This is a genomic window from Pseudomonas sp. 32_A (assembly GCF_017490905.1).
GTDB classification, from domain to species: domain Bacteria; phylum Pseudomonadota; class Gammaproteobacteria; order Pseudomonadales; family Pseudomonadaceae; genus Aquipseudomonas; species Aquipseudomonas inefficax.
Genome location: NZ_JAFGYI010000007.1, coordinates 133,108 through 147,436 on the forward strand (window position 1 = coordinate 133,108; position 14,329 = coordinate 147,436).

Genomic DNA, 14,329 nt, shown 5'->3' on the forward strand with positions numbered 1-14,329 from the left:
TCGGGGTCAGCTGCTCGAAGTTCCCGCCGGTAGCACCGGTAATCGTCGTGCTGACAGTCGAGCCGTTGTTGTAGACGTCGTTGCCCGGGGTCTGGAAGTCGACACTGCCCTGGGTCTTGCCGGCTTCAACGGTGATGGTCTGGCCGTTGGACAGAGTCACGGTCACCGGCGTCTGGGCTGGGTTGCTCAGGGTAACGGTGTAGGTGATGACACCGCCTTCGGTCACGCTTGGCGAAGCGGTCAGCGTCGCGGTGGTGGTGTCGGTCGAGTCGTTGATCGTGGTTTGAGCCGGGGTCGGATTCGGCGTCAGTTGCTCGAAGTTGCCACCGGTCGCACCGGTAATCGAAGTGCTGACGGTCGAGCCGTTGTTGTAGACGTCGTTGGCCGGGGTCTGGAAGTCGACGCTGCCCTGGGTCTTACCGGCTTCGACGGTAATGGTCTGGCCATTGGACAGGGTCACTGTCACCGGGGTCTGCGCCGGGTTGCTCAGGGTCACGGTGTAAGTGATTACACCGCCTTCGGTCACCGACGGCGTTGCTGTCAGCGTTGCGGTGGTGTTATCGACCGAATCGTTGATCGTGGTTTGAGCTGGAGTCGGGTTCGGGGTCAGCTGCTCGAAGTTGCCACCGGCCGCACCGGTAATCGTCGTGCTGACGGTCGAGCCGTTGTTGTAGACGTCGTTGGCCGGGGTCTGGAAGTCGACACTGCCCTGGGTCTTGCCGGCTTCAACGGTGATGGTCTGGCCATTGGACAGGGTCACGGTCACCGGCGTCTGCGCCGGATTGCTCAGGGTCACGGTGTAAGTGATGACACCGCCTTCAGTCACGCTTGGCGAAGCGGTCAGAGTCGCAGTCGTGGTGTCGACGGTATCGGTAACCTGGGTAATCGCTGGCGTTTGCGGCACAGTCACCGTCAGCCCGCCGCCCCCGGTGGTGCCCGTTACGGTCGCCGAAATCTGGCCGCCGTCGATATATGGGGTATCGTTTGCCGGGACCACGACGTTGACGCTACCCGAGGTCTGCCCGGCCGGAATGACTATTACGGCCCCGTTGGAAAGGGTGATGACCAGGTTGGTACTCGGCGCTTGACCAACCGTAGCGGTATAAACGATTACGCCACCCGCTTCGCTGATGGAAGGGGTAGCGCCAAGAACCAGGTCGGTAGCAACGTTGGTGTCCGCCGCCGGTGTAGTCACCTGGTTGTTGCTGGTGGTATCCAGCACGCCAACCTCTTCTCCATCGAGCACGGCAGCAAAGCCCAGCCCGTCGGTCGGGAAGCCGACGGTAGGGTCGACCCGGCCCGCGGTTTCTTCGAGCATGACAAAGCTGTGGCCACCGCCCAGTGCGCCACCACCGCCCGCCGACGATGGGCCAGCCGCGGGCGCTTCAAGCTCGGTAGTCGGGTCGACACCGGCAGCGATCGCCTGTTGCAGTTCCTCCACCGACGGTGCGGCCTGCGCGGTAGCCTGGCTCAGGTCGGTGCTGCTTTCCGGCGCATCAGCGCTCCACTGGCTGTCTCGCCCAAGGTCGAGCACACGGCCATCGGCCAGTTCCAAAGTGACTGCACCGCCCGGGCCGGTGAGTACTTCCTCACCAGCCAGCAGGCGGTCCCCTTCGATCAGAACACGTCGAATGCCCTCTGGGGATACCGCAATAACCTGGCCGACAATACTTTTGACGATGGCTACAACGCTGCTCATTGGACTCTCCGTGTGACCCGATGGGTACTTCCCTGCCAGAGCGGCGCTCGCAGACCACTTCAGGCGGAACTATGTCGATGATCTCTGGCCGCTTACTGGCGTCAATATCCCGTCTATAACTTTTTGGAATTGACCAAATGCCAAACAATTGACCTTATATAATGCAATCCTAAACAATCAACAATGTAATGTCACATTGATATTTGGATCCTAGCCACGCGTTTTGTAAATAAGTGCCGTACATCATCGAAAGCGCGTTCAGTGGGTACTTTTCAGCATCTTCTCCCGACCTGAGTATCGTAAAGACCGCGCCAGGACAACCGCTCATCGGCAGCTAACAAAGATTCAAGCGTCAAGTTACTTTCGCTAGCTCGGGCCATTGCTTGGACACAAGCACAAACCTTGCCTAAAGGTGGTACCGCTGCGTAACTTGCTGTAGATCAAGGAGATAGAGGCACTGTGCAAATACTGCAAGCTCGAAAATGAGAAAGCGTTGCCGATTGTCCAGCCAAGTCTGTTGGCGACCTGCTTGCCAACAAATATATCTTGCGCACTTACTTACTGAGCACCGTCAATAAATAAGCGCCTACTTATTGACGTGGCATGAGTCGATACCGACTACACCTCTGTCGTCAGCCAGATGGCAGGCTATGCTGAAACTGATTCGGCTTGGAGCTGACTGGATCAAAAATGAAACATCCACCTCCCAGCATCGTCTGCCAGGAATGAAGACCGTAGAATTGTTTACTCAATACCGATTCAAGGCGACCATTGGCCCGTACGCCTAGGTGCCGTAGCCTCATGATCATTGCCTGGCAGCACCGTTGAAAGCCAGGGTGAGCCAGCCTGAACGGCGGAACACCCACCCCACCTACCCAAGGATGAAGAGAGCGCCGCGTGGAATCCGAAGTCAGTCGAGTCCAACTCAGCCACGATCCACGCAGTCAGCATGACGATCCCCTGCTGGATAGTCTGTTGAGCCTGTGTGTCCTGCATCAGAAGCCCGCCAGCCGGGTCATGCTGACTACCGGCCTACCGCTGCCGGCCCAGCGCCTGAGCCCCGAGCTGCTGCCCCGCGCCGCCGCCAGGGCCGGCCTGCAGGGGCGCCTGCTGCAGCGTAAGCTGGAGCAGATCCCGAGCATCGCCATGCCAGCCATGTTGCTGCTCAAGGAAGGCCGCAGCGCCGTCCTGCTGGGCTGGGAGAACGAAGACACCGCACGCCTGCTGCTCAGCGAGAGCGATGGTGGCGAGGTGCATGTCAGCCGCGAAGCCCTGCAGAGCGATTACAGTGGCCGGGTATTCTTTGCCCAGCCGCAGCACAAGTTCGACGTCAACCACGGCAACCTCATCCCCCGGGCCAAGTCGTGGTTCCGCGATACCTTGCTGCGCAGCAAATGGCTGTATATCGACGCCATTGCTGCCAGCCTGGTGATCAACCTGATCGCCCTGGCCGCGCCACTGTTCGTGATGAACGTATATGACCGGGTGGTACCAAACCAGGCCACCTCGACCCTCTGGGTCCTGGCCATCGGCATCGCCGGCGCCTACATCTTCGACCTGATCCTCAAGGGCCTGCGCGGCTTGTGCCTGGACCTGGCTGGCAAGAAGACCGACCTGATCATTTCGGCAACGCTGTTCGAACGTATCGTCGGCATGTCGATGAAGTACCGCCCAGCCAGAGTCGGCAGCTTCGCCCAGAACATTCACGAGTTCCAGGGCCTGCGTGATTTCCTCGCCTCGCTGACCCTGACCAGCCTGATCGACTTGCCGTTCACCGTCCTGATCCTGATCGTCATTGCTGTCATCGGCGGGCACCTGGTGTGGATCCCGATCATCGCCTTCCCGCTGGCCCTGGGCATCGGTTACGCACTGCAAAGGCCACTGATGGCGACCATGGAGCGGACCATGGCCCTGGCCTCGGAGCGCCAGTCCAGCCTGATCGAGACCCTTGCCGGCCTGGATGCGGTAAAGGTCAACAATGCCGAAAGCGAACGCCAGTACATGTGGGAGCAGACACTCGGCACCCTCAGCCGCCTGGAACTGCGGGTGAAGGTGCTGTCGAGCCTGGCAATGAACATCACCCTGCTGATCCAGCAACTGGCAGGCGTGGCAATGATCTGCGTTGGCGTGTACCTGATCATCGACGGCAACCTGAGCATGGGCGGCCTGGTGGCGTGCTACATGCTCAGCGGTCGCGCCCTCGGCCCGCTGGGCCAGCTCAACGGGCTGCTCGCTCGCTATCAGCAAGCCAAGGTGACCATGGTCTCCACCGATCACATGATGGAACTGCCGCAAGAGCGCAACTTCGAAGAACGCCCGCTGAGCCGCAAGGTGCTACAGGGCAGCGTAGAGTTCCGCGGGGTCGATTTCACCTACCCGAACCAACAGAACCAGGCGCTGAAGAACATCAACCTCACCATCCGCCCCGGCGAGAAAGTGGGCATTATCGGTCGCAGCGGCTCGGGCAAGAGCTCGCTGGCCAAGCTCATCGTCGGCCTGTACGAGGCCGATGGCGGCTCGCTGCTGGTCGATGGCGTGGACATTCGCCAGATCGACGTCAGCGAGCTGCGCCACAACATCGGCTACGTGCCTCAGGACATCCAGCTGCTGGCCGGTACCCTGCGCGATAACCTGGTAAGCGGGGCCCGCTACATCGAGGATGAGCTGATTCTGCAGGCTGCCGAACTGGCAGGCGTGCACGAGTTCGCCCGGTTGCACCCGGACGGCTACGAGCTGCAGGTGGGTGAGCGTGGGCAGAACCTGTCCGGCGGCCAGCGACAGAACGTCGCCCTGGGCCGTGCACTGTTGCTCAACCCGCAGATTCTGCTGCTGGACGAACCGACCAGCGCCATGGACAACACCGGCGAAGAACGCCTCAAGCAACGGCTGCAGGCGGTAGTGGAAAGCAAGACGATGCTGCTGGTCACGCACCGTGCCTCGCTGCTGTCACTGGTGGACCGACTGATCGTGATCGATCGCGGGCAGATTGTCGCCGACGGCCCGAAAGCCGCGGTCATGGATGCGCTGAAGAAGGGGCAGATCAGTGTTGCATAAGCTGGATGTAGGGCAATTCAAGGACGGCCTGCGGCGTTATTTCAAAGGTTCCGATTCATTGGGTGGCCAGCCGCTGCCAGAGGTCAACAAGGCCCTGATCGAGGATGCGCCACGAGTCGTGCGGCTGACCATCTGGGGCGTGATCCTGTTCTTCGTGTTCTTGATCGTGTGGGCCAGCGTCGCGCCCATCGACGAAGTTACGCGGGGTGAAGGCAAGGCCATTCCGTCGTCCAAGGTGCAGAAGATCCAGAACCTGGAGGGCGGTATCGTCGCCGAGATCTTCGCCAAGGAAGGGCAGATCGTCGAAGTGGGCCAGCCATTGCTGCGCCTGGATGAAACCCGCTTCGCCTCCAACGTGGGTGAAACCGAGGCCGACCGCCTGGCCATGGCCTTGCGCGTCGAGCGCCTGAGTGCCGAAGTGGGTGACACCCTGTTGAAGATTGATGAGGAACTGCGCAAAGCCGCGCCAAGCCAGGCAGCAAACGAAGAATCGCTGTATCAGAGCCGGCGCCAGCAACTGCAGGACGAAATTGGTGGCTTGCAACAACAGCTGGTCCAGCGCCAGCAGGAACTGCGTGAGTTCAGCTCGAAGCGCGCCCAGTACGCCAACAGCCTGCAATTGTTGCGCAAGGAGATCAGCATGTCCGAGCCCCTGGTGGCCACCGGCGCGATCTCCCAGGTTGAGGTGCTGCGCCTGCGCCGTGCCGAAGTGGAGAACCGCGGTCAGCTGGATTCCACGGCGCTGGCCATCCCGCGTGCCGAGGCGGCCATTCGCGAGGTGCAAAGCAAGATCGAAGAGACCCGTGGCAAATTCCGCAGCGAAGCACTGACCCAACTGAACGAAGCGCGCACCGAGCTGAGCAAGGCCACGGCGACCAGCAAGGCGCTGGATGATCGCGTGCACCGGACCATGGTCACTTCGCCGGTACGCGGTATCGTCAAGCAGCTGTTGGTGAACACCATTGGCGGGGTGATCCAGCCCGGCAGCGACATCATAGAAATCGTGCCGCTGGACGACTCACTGGTCATCGAGGCGAAGATCCTGCCCAAGGACATCGCCTTCCTCCACCCGGGGCAAGAGGCGACGGTCAAGTTCACGGCCTATGACTACACCATCTACGGTGGGCTGAAGGCCAAGCTGGAGCAGATCGGTGCCGATACCATCACCGATGAAGACAAGAAGACCACCTACTACCTGATCAAGCTGCGCACCGACCGCAGCCACCTGGGCACTGACGAGAAGCCACTGCTGATCATTCCGGGGATGGTGGCGACGGTCGATATCATGACCGGCAAGAAAACCATCATGAGCTACCTGCTCAAGCCGATCATGAAAGCGCGTTCGGAAGCGTTGCGCGAGCGTTGATCGCCATCCCTACCGTGATCGCGGCAGGAGCGGCCTCGTGTCGCGAAAGGGCTGCACAGCAGCCCCAGCGATTTATGCATATTTGCTGAAATCCTGGGGCCGCTGTGCGGCCCTTTCGCGACACAAGGCCGCTCCTACAAGGGACTGCATACCTCGTCGATACTTGCAAGTTGTCAGCGCCAGGGGGCAGGCTCACCAACCAACTGCCCCTGAATCCCGCCCACACCCATTTCCCTCAACACCAACCGCTCACCTTCCGTCTCGACCCGCTCGGCAATCAGCGGCAGATCGATGCTGTGTGCGGCGCGCTGGATCGCTTCGATGAACAGCCGCTTGTGCTGCTCCTGGTCAATGTTGCGGATGTAGCTGCCATCGATTTTCAGGTACGCCAGGCCCAGGTGCGCCAGGTTGCCGATCATGCTGAAACGCCCACCAAAGCGTTGCAGCGCCAGGCCGAAGCCAAGCGCGTGCAGGCGCCGGGTGAGTTGCTCCAGGGCCGCCTGCTCAGGCAACTGTTCCTCGCCAATTTCGAAAACCAGCCTAGGGCCGAGGGCCGTGTTCTGGCCCAGTAGCTCGAAGACACGCTGAAGGGCCTTGGGATCGGCCAGGGTGGCGGCGGACAGGTTCAGTGCCAGCACCTGATCATGCCCTCGAAGGTGCGCCAGCACCTTCTCCAACACCAGCACATCAAGCCGCGGCATCCACCCGAAGCGCTCCAGCCAGGGCAGGAAGCGGCCTGCCGGCAGCGCCTCGCCCTGGCCATCCTGCAAACGCGAAATCACTTTGTGATGCAGTACCCGTTGCGCAGAGGCGCAATCCACCACTGGCTGGAAGAACAGTTCGAAATGCCCGTTGTTGAACGCCTGGTCCAGCCGCTCGTGCCAGACATGCTGGCTATCCGCAGCAACTGCTGCCACACCTTGTTCAAGGCACACCCAGCCCGGCGTTGGCTGGTTCTCGGCGCGGGCCAGCGCCTCGTCGGCAAGCTTCAGCAATGCCTGTGGTGAATCACCGGGACTGAACGGCGCCAGGCCGATACAAGCCACCGGGTCGATATCACTGGCACCCGTTTCGTGCAGGCTGTGCAGTGTTGCTTCCAAGGCCTGGGCAAGCTGCACCGCCTCTTCATGCACCATGCCCGGCGCCAGCACGGCGAACTCGCCCCCGCGGCTGCGGGAAATCAGGTCGTTGGTCTCCGGGTAGCTGGCACAGGTGCGACGCAACTGCTCACCCACGGCCTGCAATAACTGGTCGGTGCGCTGGCCGCCAAGGCGGGCGTTCAATCCTGCCAGCCCCTGGACCCGCAACAACAGCAGGTACCCAGCACGCGCTTCTTCCAGGTTGCTCACCCGGGTGTTCAGCTGCATCTCGAAATAACGGCGGTTGGACAGCCCGGTCAGGCTGTCCTGGTAGGACTCGGTACGTAGCCGCTCACTGCGCTCGGCCTGCTCGGTGAACAATGCCTTGAGCTTCTCTACCATCTGGTTCATCGCCTGCACTACCCGACGCAGCTCCGGCGTGCGGGGCAACTCGGGCAGGCTGAGGAACTCGCGGCGGGCAATGGCGTGGGACTGCTCGACCATGTAGTCCAGCGGCCGCAACTGGCGACGCAGGAGCAAGGCGCCGAGTACCGCACTGGCCGCGCCACACAACAGCAGCCAACCCAGGCTGCCCAAGGCGCTTTGCCAGAGTTTGGCAACAGCGAACATCGGGTGGCTGATCACTTCAACGCGTGCGGCCTGCTGCCAGCCGCGGCTGACGATGGCATCGCCACCGGCGGCTTCCAGGCCGATCAGGTGCACGAACCAGCGCGGCACACCGCCGGGGTCCGGCTCGGCGTGGCGCTCCACCAGCACAGCATTGGAGCCCAGGTCGACAACCTTGATGCTCGAGTAGTAACCACTGTCGAAGATCGAACTGACCATCAGCTCGACCATCGCCGGGTCATCGATATTCGGCGTCAGCGACAGCGCCAGCGCTGTCGCCGCATCCTGGGCGTGCGAGCGCAACTGGTTGACGTACTGGCTGCGCGAGCTTTCCAGGCTGACCATGAAACTGCCACTGAAGGCGACTACCAGGAACAGGCAAATGGCCAACAGCAATTGTTTGAACAGTGACATCTGTGCTCCTTCAGTAAACCGGCTCGGCCGGGAACCCTTCGGCCTGCATTTTCTTCAGCAAATCCTGCCAGCGAGACAGCCGCTTGGTATCGCCGACCTTCTTGTTGCCTGCGGCGCCTGTCAGCCACAAACCCTCACCATTGAAGGCGTATACCGGCAGCAGGTCGGTACGCTGGCTGGCCGGCTTGATGGCATCCATCAGGCTGTCGAGCACCAATGGCTGTGCCTGTGGGCTTGAATAATAGGTCAGGACCATGTGTGCCCGGTTCTGTCGCAGCGCCTTGACGTAGGTGATGCGCAGCTTTTCGCTGGGGATGCCCATGCGCCGCAGGCTGAAATACTTGGCGATGGCGTAGTCTTCGCAGTCCCCTGCGCCCTTGATCAGTGCCTGCACCGGCGTGGCCCAATAATCGACCTCGCGCCACAGGTCGATATCCTCGACATAGCGCAATTGCTGGTTGAAGAAGCGGTTGACCACCTGCAGCCGCTCAAGCTCCGTACCCTGCTTCTGTGTTGCCATCAGGTTCTGCCAGGCATCGATACGGCCTTGCCCGGCACCCAAGGGGCCATACAGGGCCTGCGACTTGCGGCTGATCTGGGAAAAGTCCCAATCCGCGTGCAAGCCGCCCAGCAGCAGGCTGCCCAACAGCGCAGCAAGGCCGACACGTTGCACAACGGTTTTGAGCATCCAGGATATCGCCACTGCGTAGCCCTGTTCAGGCCAGTCGAAAGCAGCGATGGTGCGGCTTGCCAGGGCAAAAAACAATGGCACCCTGCAATCATGCACCCGCCGGTCAGTCGACCTACACTTTCTGGTTATAACCTTCTATAGGTCGCTTCCTTTGCCCGGCGACTTCATCCACCATAGCCGCGCTTTGGGGCGCCTGTTCCATCACAAGTACAGGTTTGACACCCCGAAGAGCTGTTACTAGTGTCATTGGATCCAACTTTAGTCATCGTTGAGGCAGGCGTCGCGTGGCCGAGAAAATCAAATTGAGCAATGTGCTGGCCAGCGAGCAGCTGTTGCCGCACCAGGCCCGTGGCGTGATTGAAGAACGCCTGCGCAGCGCCATTCTTGATGGCCGCTTGCCCCCAGGTACTGCCATACGCCAGCAAGAGCTCGCTACCTTGTTCGGTGTCAGCCGCATGCCCGTTCGTGAAGCCCTGCGCCAGCTCGAAGCGCAATCGCTGCTGAAGGTTGAGATGCACAAGGGCGCGGTTGTTGCGCCGTTGATCGGCGAGGACGCGGTGGACACCTATGCCCTGCGCGTATTGCTCGAGACCGAGGCGCTGCGCCAGTCCATTCCGTTGCTCGATGCCAACGACATCGCCAGCGCGCGCGGGTATATCCAGCAACTGGAAAACGAAACCCGTCACGCTGAAATCGGCCGCCTCAATCGCCTGTTCCACATGTCGCTGTACAACAAAGCGCCGAACAAGAAGCTGCTGCGCCTGATCGAGGACGAACTGAACGAGGAAGAGCGCTTCCTGCGGTTTCATCTTTCGTCCATGGGCCTGGGCAAGCTCACCCAGGATGATCACAACGCACTGGCGGATGCCGCTGGCGACAAGCTGGTGGATGAAGCGGTAACGGTGCTGGAACGGCACCTGAATAACGCATCGCGGGTAATCCGCAAGTACCTGGATACTCAACTGCGCCGCTAGCAAGTAGTGATTGCATCATGGGCGGTCGGATGGGTTGCAAATTGATCGGCACTTGTCAACAATGAGACTAATTATCATTCATGTCCATTGGTGGCAGCGCCCTCCCCATGCCCAGCAACGATTCCGTGCAAACGCTCTACAGTGACCACCACGGCTGGTTGCATGCCTGGCTACGCAGCAAGCTGGGCAACGCCGCCGATGCCGCAGACCTGGCCCAGGATACCTTCGTGCGCCTGCTGCAGCGTCGCGAACACTTGCAGCTGAACACTCCTCGGGCTTTCCTGCGAACTGTTGCGCGTGGGTTGGTGATCGATCACTGGCGGCGCGAGGAACTGCACAAGGCCTACCTCGAGGCACTTGCCCAGGTGCCGGAAGCACAGGCCCCCTCGGCCGAAACCCGTGAGCTGCTGCTGGAATTGCTGGAGCGCATCGCGCGCATGCTCGACGGCCTCAAGCCCAAAGTACGCCGCGCATTCCTGCTGGCCCAATGCGAGGGGCTAAAGCACCAGGCCATTGCCGACCAGATGGGGATCTCGGTACGTACCGTGGAGCGCTACATTGCCGACGCGCTCTACCATTGCTACCTGCTGCGTTACGCCGACGAGTGCTGACGCGATGACCGCCGCACAGCCTGGCGCAACAGCGGTAAAGCAGGCCATTCAGTGGATGCTGAGGCTGCGCGAGAGCGGGCATGACCCTGCCCTGCAGCAAGAGTGCAGGCAATGGCGCACAGCCCACCACCAACACGAACAGGCCTGGCAACGGGTGACTCACCTGCATCAGGACCTCGACCTGCGTGCCGTCCCTGGCGCCGGGCTGGCTTTGCAGACCCTGGAAACCAGCCAGCGCCGCCTGTACCGTCGGCAGGCACTGAAGCTGCTTGGCGGCGCTGCCATGGTGGGGACGGCGGCATGGGTGGGAAAAGACCTTGATACGGTCAACGCCTGGACATCGGACTACGCCACCGGCACGGGCGAACGACGCAGCTTTACGCTTCCCGATGGCTCGCTGATGCAACTCAATACCCGCAGTGCCGTCGACCTGGTCTTCAATAACCAGCAGCGCATGGTCCGCCTGAAGCAAGGGGAATTGATGATTGCCTGCAACCCGCAGCGTTCCTTGCTTGTAGAAACTCGAGACGCGTTACTGGAAGGGTTCGAAGGGCGCTTTGTGGTACGCCAGGACAGCGACTGCACGCAGGTCAGTGTCAGCCATGGCAGAGTGGCGATACACCGGCCTGGCCAGTTGCAATGGATCGAAAGCGGCCAGAACTGGCGCCTGGATGCGCTAGGTACACACCGACTAGAGCAGGTGGCGATGGATGCGATGGCCTGGACCGAGGGCCTGATCGTCACCCGGGACATGCGCCTGCTCGACTTCCTCGCGCAGGTCAGCCGTTATCGCCACGGTTACCTGGGCTGCAGCGACGACATTGCCGATTTACGCCTGTCCGGTGTATTCCGCCTCGAAGACCCGGAGCAACTGCTGCAGCTGCTGCCACGGACGCTGCCCATTCGGCTTCGCCAACGTACACGCTGGTGGGTTCGCGTGGAGGGGCTGGCCTGAACTGAAGGCGGCTATTGCGTTCAGGGCCGCTTCGCGCCGCAACAACTTTTTTGACGGGTTTTGAATGCCGGTCCGGCTAGGACAGTAAGCGACACCTCCTGCCCTCACACCTCAACGGACCCCTCATGCCTACCGACTCCGCGCACACATTTAACGCGAATGATTTTCGACCTGTCTTGCAATCAGCGCCACTGCGCAAAGCAGTCCGTGCTGCCCTGTTCGGCACCGCGTTGGGCCTGACAGCCGCACCGCAACTTTCCATGGCAGCTGAAACGGCCCAGGTGAGCCACTACTATGCGATCCCGGCCGGCCAACTGGATGACGTGCTCAACCAGTTCGCCCGAAAGGCTGGCATTACCTTGTCCAGTACACCTCAGCTCACCCAAGGCTTGCAGTCGAACGGCCTGCAGGGGCAGTACCCAACCGATCAGGCACTGCGCCAGTTGCTCAATGGCAGCGGCCTGGAAGCCGTCAGTCAGGATGGCCGCAGCTACGTGCTGCAGGCACAACCCCAGGGCGCTGCATTGTCATTGCCAGACACCGATGTCCGTAGCTTCACCCTTGGCAATGCGTTGGGCAGCATGGAGGGTTACAACGCTACCCACAGCCAGGTTGCGACCAAGACCAGCATGCCACTGGTAGAGACATCGCAATCGGTCTCGGTGGTCACCCGTCAGCAGATGGACGACCAAGGCTCCCAAACCGTCGCCCAAGCCATGCGCTACACACCGGGGGTGCTGACCAACCCCTACGGTGCGACCCATCGTTATGACTATGTGGCCATGCGTGGTTTCAACGACGGTTCGGTAGACAACATCTACGTCGACGGGCTCAAGTCGATGGGCGATAACGGAACCTACAGCACCATGCAGGTGGACCCGTACTTCCTTGAGCGCATCGATATTCTCAAGGGACCGTCTTCGGTACTGTACGGCCGTAGCTCCCCAGGAGGCCTGGTGGCACTGACTACCAAGAAGCCGCTGTTTACCCCCTACCATCAAGTCCAGGCTACCCTAGGTACACAGGGCCAACGTGGCACGGGTTTCGACTTCAGCGGCCCTTTGGATGACGACAAGCGTATCGCTTATCGCCTGACAGGCCTGGCGGATGCTTCCGACACGCAGTTCGACCACAACAAGGAAGAACGCTACGCCATCGCGCCGGCCGTCAGTATCGACTTCAACGAAGACACCTCGCTGACCCTGCAGGCCTACCTGCAACACGATCCAAACGGCGGCTACCACGGCGGTAACCCTGCAGACGGCATGCTGCACAAGCGCAACGGCTTGCGTCTGTCGGACCACTTCTTCGAAGGCGAGCCAGGTATCGACAACTACGAGCGCACCCAACAATCCTTCAGCTACCAGTTCGAGCATCGCTTCAACGATGTGTTCACTGCGCGACAGAACTTCCGCTACCAGGATTCTGACGTGTCGATGGACCAGGTGTATTCCGCCGGTTGGGCGGACGCCAACAGCAATGTCCTCAACCGCGCCTATACCGGCGGCGACGAACGCCTGCATTCGTACATCATCGACAACATGCTGCAGGCCGAATTCTTCACCGGGGCCGCCAAACATACCCTGCTGCTGGGCGCCGACTACCAGCGACGCAAGGCCGACGTGGCCTGGCGTTATGGCACAGTCGACCCGCTGGATGCCGGCAACCCGCAGTACGGCAATGGCAACCTTCAGGTACTTGGCGAGAACCGCTACCAGCGGCGCCTGCAGCAAACGGGCGTTTACCTGCAGGACCTGGTGGAGCTGGACCAATGGCGCTTCTCGTTGGGGCTGCGCCAGGACTGGGTGAAGGTGTCCGAGGAGAATCGCGACAGCAACACAAAGGTCAGTGACCAGCGCTCCAGGTTCACTACCCGCGCGGGTGTGCTCTATCTGTTCGAGAACGGTATTGCGCCCTATGCCAGCTACTCGGAGTCGTTCAACCCCAATACCGTATCCGACCAGCAAGGCCGCCCTCTGGCACCGACCGAGGGCACTCAATGGGAGGCTGGTATCAAGTATCAGCCGCCGGGTAGCGACAACCTGTTCACCGCATCGGTGTTCCGCATCGAGCAGGAGAACCTGGCCTCGAAGCAGCCTGACGAGGACTTCTATCGCCCTGTAGGGCAAGTGCGCTCACAAGGGCTAGAGCTGGAGGCCCATGTGCAGCTGACCGATAGCCTGAAACTGCTTGGCGGCTATACCTTTACCGATATCGAGTACGCAAAGTCGATGCCCAGCCTGGTGTCGGCCAGTCTTGATAACAAGGGCAATTCACCAACCCAGGCACCGAAACAGATGTTCTCGCTTTGGGCTGACTACAACTTCCACCAGGGGGCACTGGATGGCCTGCGCTTGGGCGGTGGGGTGCGGTACGTGGGGTACAGCTGGGTGGATGCGGAAAACAGCATGAAGGTGCCTTCCTATACCTTGTTCGACGCCTCGATCGGCTATGACCTGGGCAAGGTCGGCCTCCGGGGGATGGATGTGCGCCTGAACGCCAACAACCTTACCAATGAAAGCTACATCGCCTCTTGTGCAAGCCTGAACTACTGCTACATGGGTGAAGAGCGCAATGTCAGCGCTACGGTCAGCTATCAGTTCTGAGTCTATGGCGGCCGCTGCGCTTCCGATCGCGACACAAGGCCGCTCCTACACGGGAAGCGCGCTCGCCTGATGCCCCACCGGAAAAGACAAAGCCCCTGTCTGCATCGCAGACAGGGGCTTTGGATTTGAATCTTGACGATGACCTACTCTCACATGGGGAAACCCCACACTACCATCGGCGATGCATCGTTTCACTGCTGAGTTCGGGATGGGATCAGGTGGTTCCAATGCTCTATGGTCGTCAAGAAATTCT

9 protein-coding genes and 1 rRNA gene are annotated in these 14,329 nt (G+C 60.8%); 6 read left to right on the forward strand and 4 right to left on the reverse strand.

The annotated features are described in order from the left end of the window. The coding region (locus tag J5M58_RS06870) for a retention module-containing protein (protein ID WP_207877653.1) at positions 1-1,699 on the reverse strand (1,699 nt) is incomplete at its 3' end. An 897-nt stretch (positions 1,700-2,596) separates the two neighbouring features. Between J5M58_RS06870 and J5M58_RS06875 the strand changes: the two genes are divergently transcribed. Together J5M58_RS06875 and J5M58_RS06880 are read left to right on the forward strand one after the other, a co-directional pair. Further along, positions 2,597-4,753, forward strand: a complete 2,157-nt coding sequence (locus tag J5M58_RS06875) for a type I secretion system permease/ATPase (RefSeq protein ID WP_133969874.1) — start codon at positions 2,597-2,599, stop codon at positions 4,751-4,753. Then, positions 4,743-6,119, forward strand: a complete 1,377-nt coding sequence (locus J5M58_RS06880) for an HlyD family type I secretion periplasmic adaptor subunit (protein ID WP_207877655.1) — start codon at positions 4,743-4,745, stop codon at positions 6,117-6,119. The genes J5M58_RS06875 and J5M58_RS06880 overlap by 11 nt, the downstream gene beginning before the upstream one ends. Positions 6,120-6,292: 173 nt before the next feature. Here the strand turns inward: J5M58_RS06880 and lapD are convergent, their stop codons facing one another. Beyond that, positions 6,293-8,239 carry a cyclic di-GMP receptor LapD gene (gene lapD, locus J5M58_RS06885; protein ID WP_112251645.1) on the reverse strand — a complete coding sequence of 649 codons (1,947 nt, stop codon included), beginning with the start codon at positions 8,237-8,239 and terminating at the stop codon, positions 6,293-6,295. Between the two features lie 10 nt (positions 8,240-8,249). Next, a complete protein-coding gene (gene lapG / locus J5M58_RS06890) occupies positions 8,250-9,011 on the reverse strand; it encodes a cysteine protease LapG (protein WP_181457321.1) in 762 nt (253 codons plus the stop codon). A 203-nt stretch (positions 9,012-9,214) separates the two neighbouring features. Here lapG and J5M58_RS06895 point away from each other — a divergent pair, with 203 nt between their 5' ends. The 4 genes from J5M58_RS06895 to J5M58_RS06910 all read left to right on the forward strand — a co-directional run bounded on the left by J5M58_RS06895 (position 9,215) and on the right by J5M58_RS06910 (position 14,076). Then, entirely contained in the window at positions 9,215-9,904 is a 690-nt protein-coding gene (locus tag J5M58_RS06895) for a GntR family transcriptional regulator (RefSeq protein WP_112251646.1), read from the forward strand. Positions 9,905-10,011: 107 nt separating this feature from the next. Further along, complete coding sequence (locus J5M58_RS06900) at positions 10,012-10,515, forward strand: sigma-70 family RNA polymerase sigma factor (RefSeq protein ID WP_112251649.1); 504 nt, start codon at positions 10,012-10,014, stop codon at positions 10,513-10,515. Between the two features lie 4 nt (positions 10,516-10,519). Beyond that, the gene (locus J5M58_RS06905; protein WP_207877657.1) at positions 10,520-11,470 is read left to right on the forward strand and encodes a FecR domain-containing protein; all 951 of its coding nucleotides are present in this window, start codon (positions 10,520-10,522) and stop codon (positions 11,468-11,470) included. Between the two features lie 191 nt (positions 11,471-11,661). Further along, a complete protein-coding gene (locus tag J5M58_RS06910; protein ID WP_306795235.1) occupies positions 11,662-14,076 on the forward strand; it encodes a TonB-dependent siderophore receptor in 2,415 nt (804 codons plus the stop codon). Positions 14,077-14,206: 130 nt separating this feature from the next. Here J5M58_RS06910 and rrf read toward each other — a convergent pair. Beyond that, a 5S ribosomal RNA gene (gene rrf, locus J5M58_RS06915) occupies positions 14,207-14,322 on the reverse strand. Positions 14,323-14,329 lie beyond the last annotated feature (7 nt).

Excerpts from the sequence above, each read along its gene's own strand:
- lapD (WP_112251645.1), bottom strand. The coding sequence starts at position 8,239 with ATGTCACTGTTCAAACAATTGCTGTTGGCCATTTGCCTGTTCCTGGTA.
- J5M58_RS06900 (WP_112251649.1), top strand. The coding sequence starts at position 10,012 with ATGCCCAGCAACGATTCCGTGCAAACGCTCTACAGTGACCACCACGGC.
- J5M58_RS06905 (WP_207877657.1), top strand. The coding sequence starts at position 10,520 with ATGACCGCCGCACAGCCTGGCGCAACAGCGGTAAAGCAGGCCATTCAG.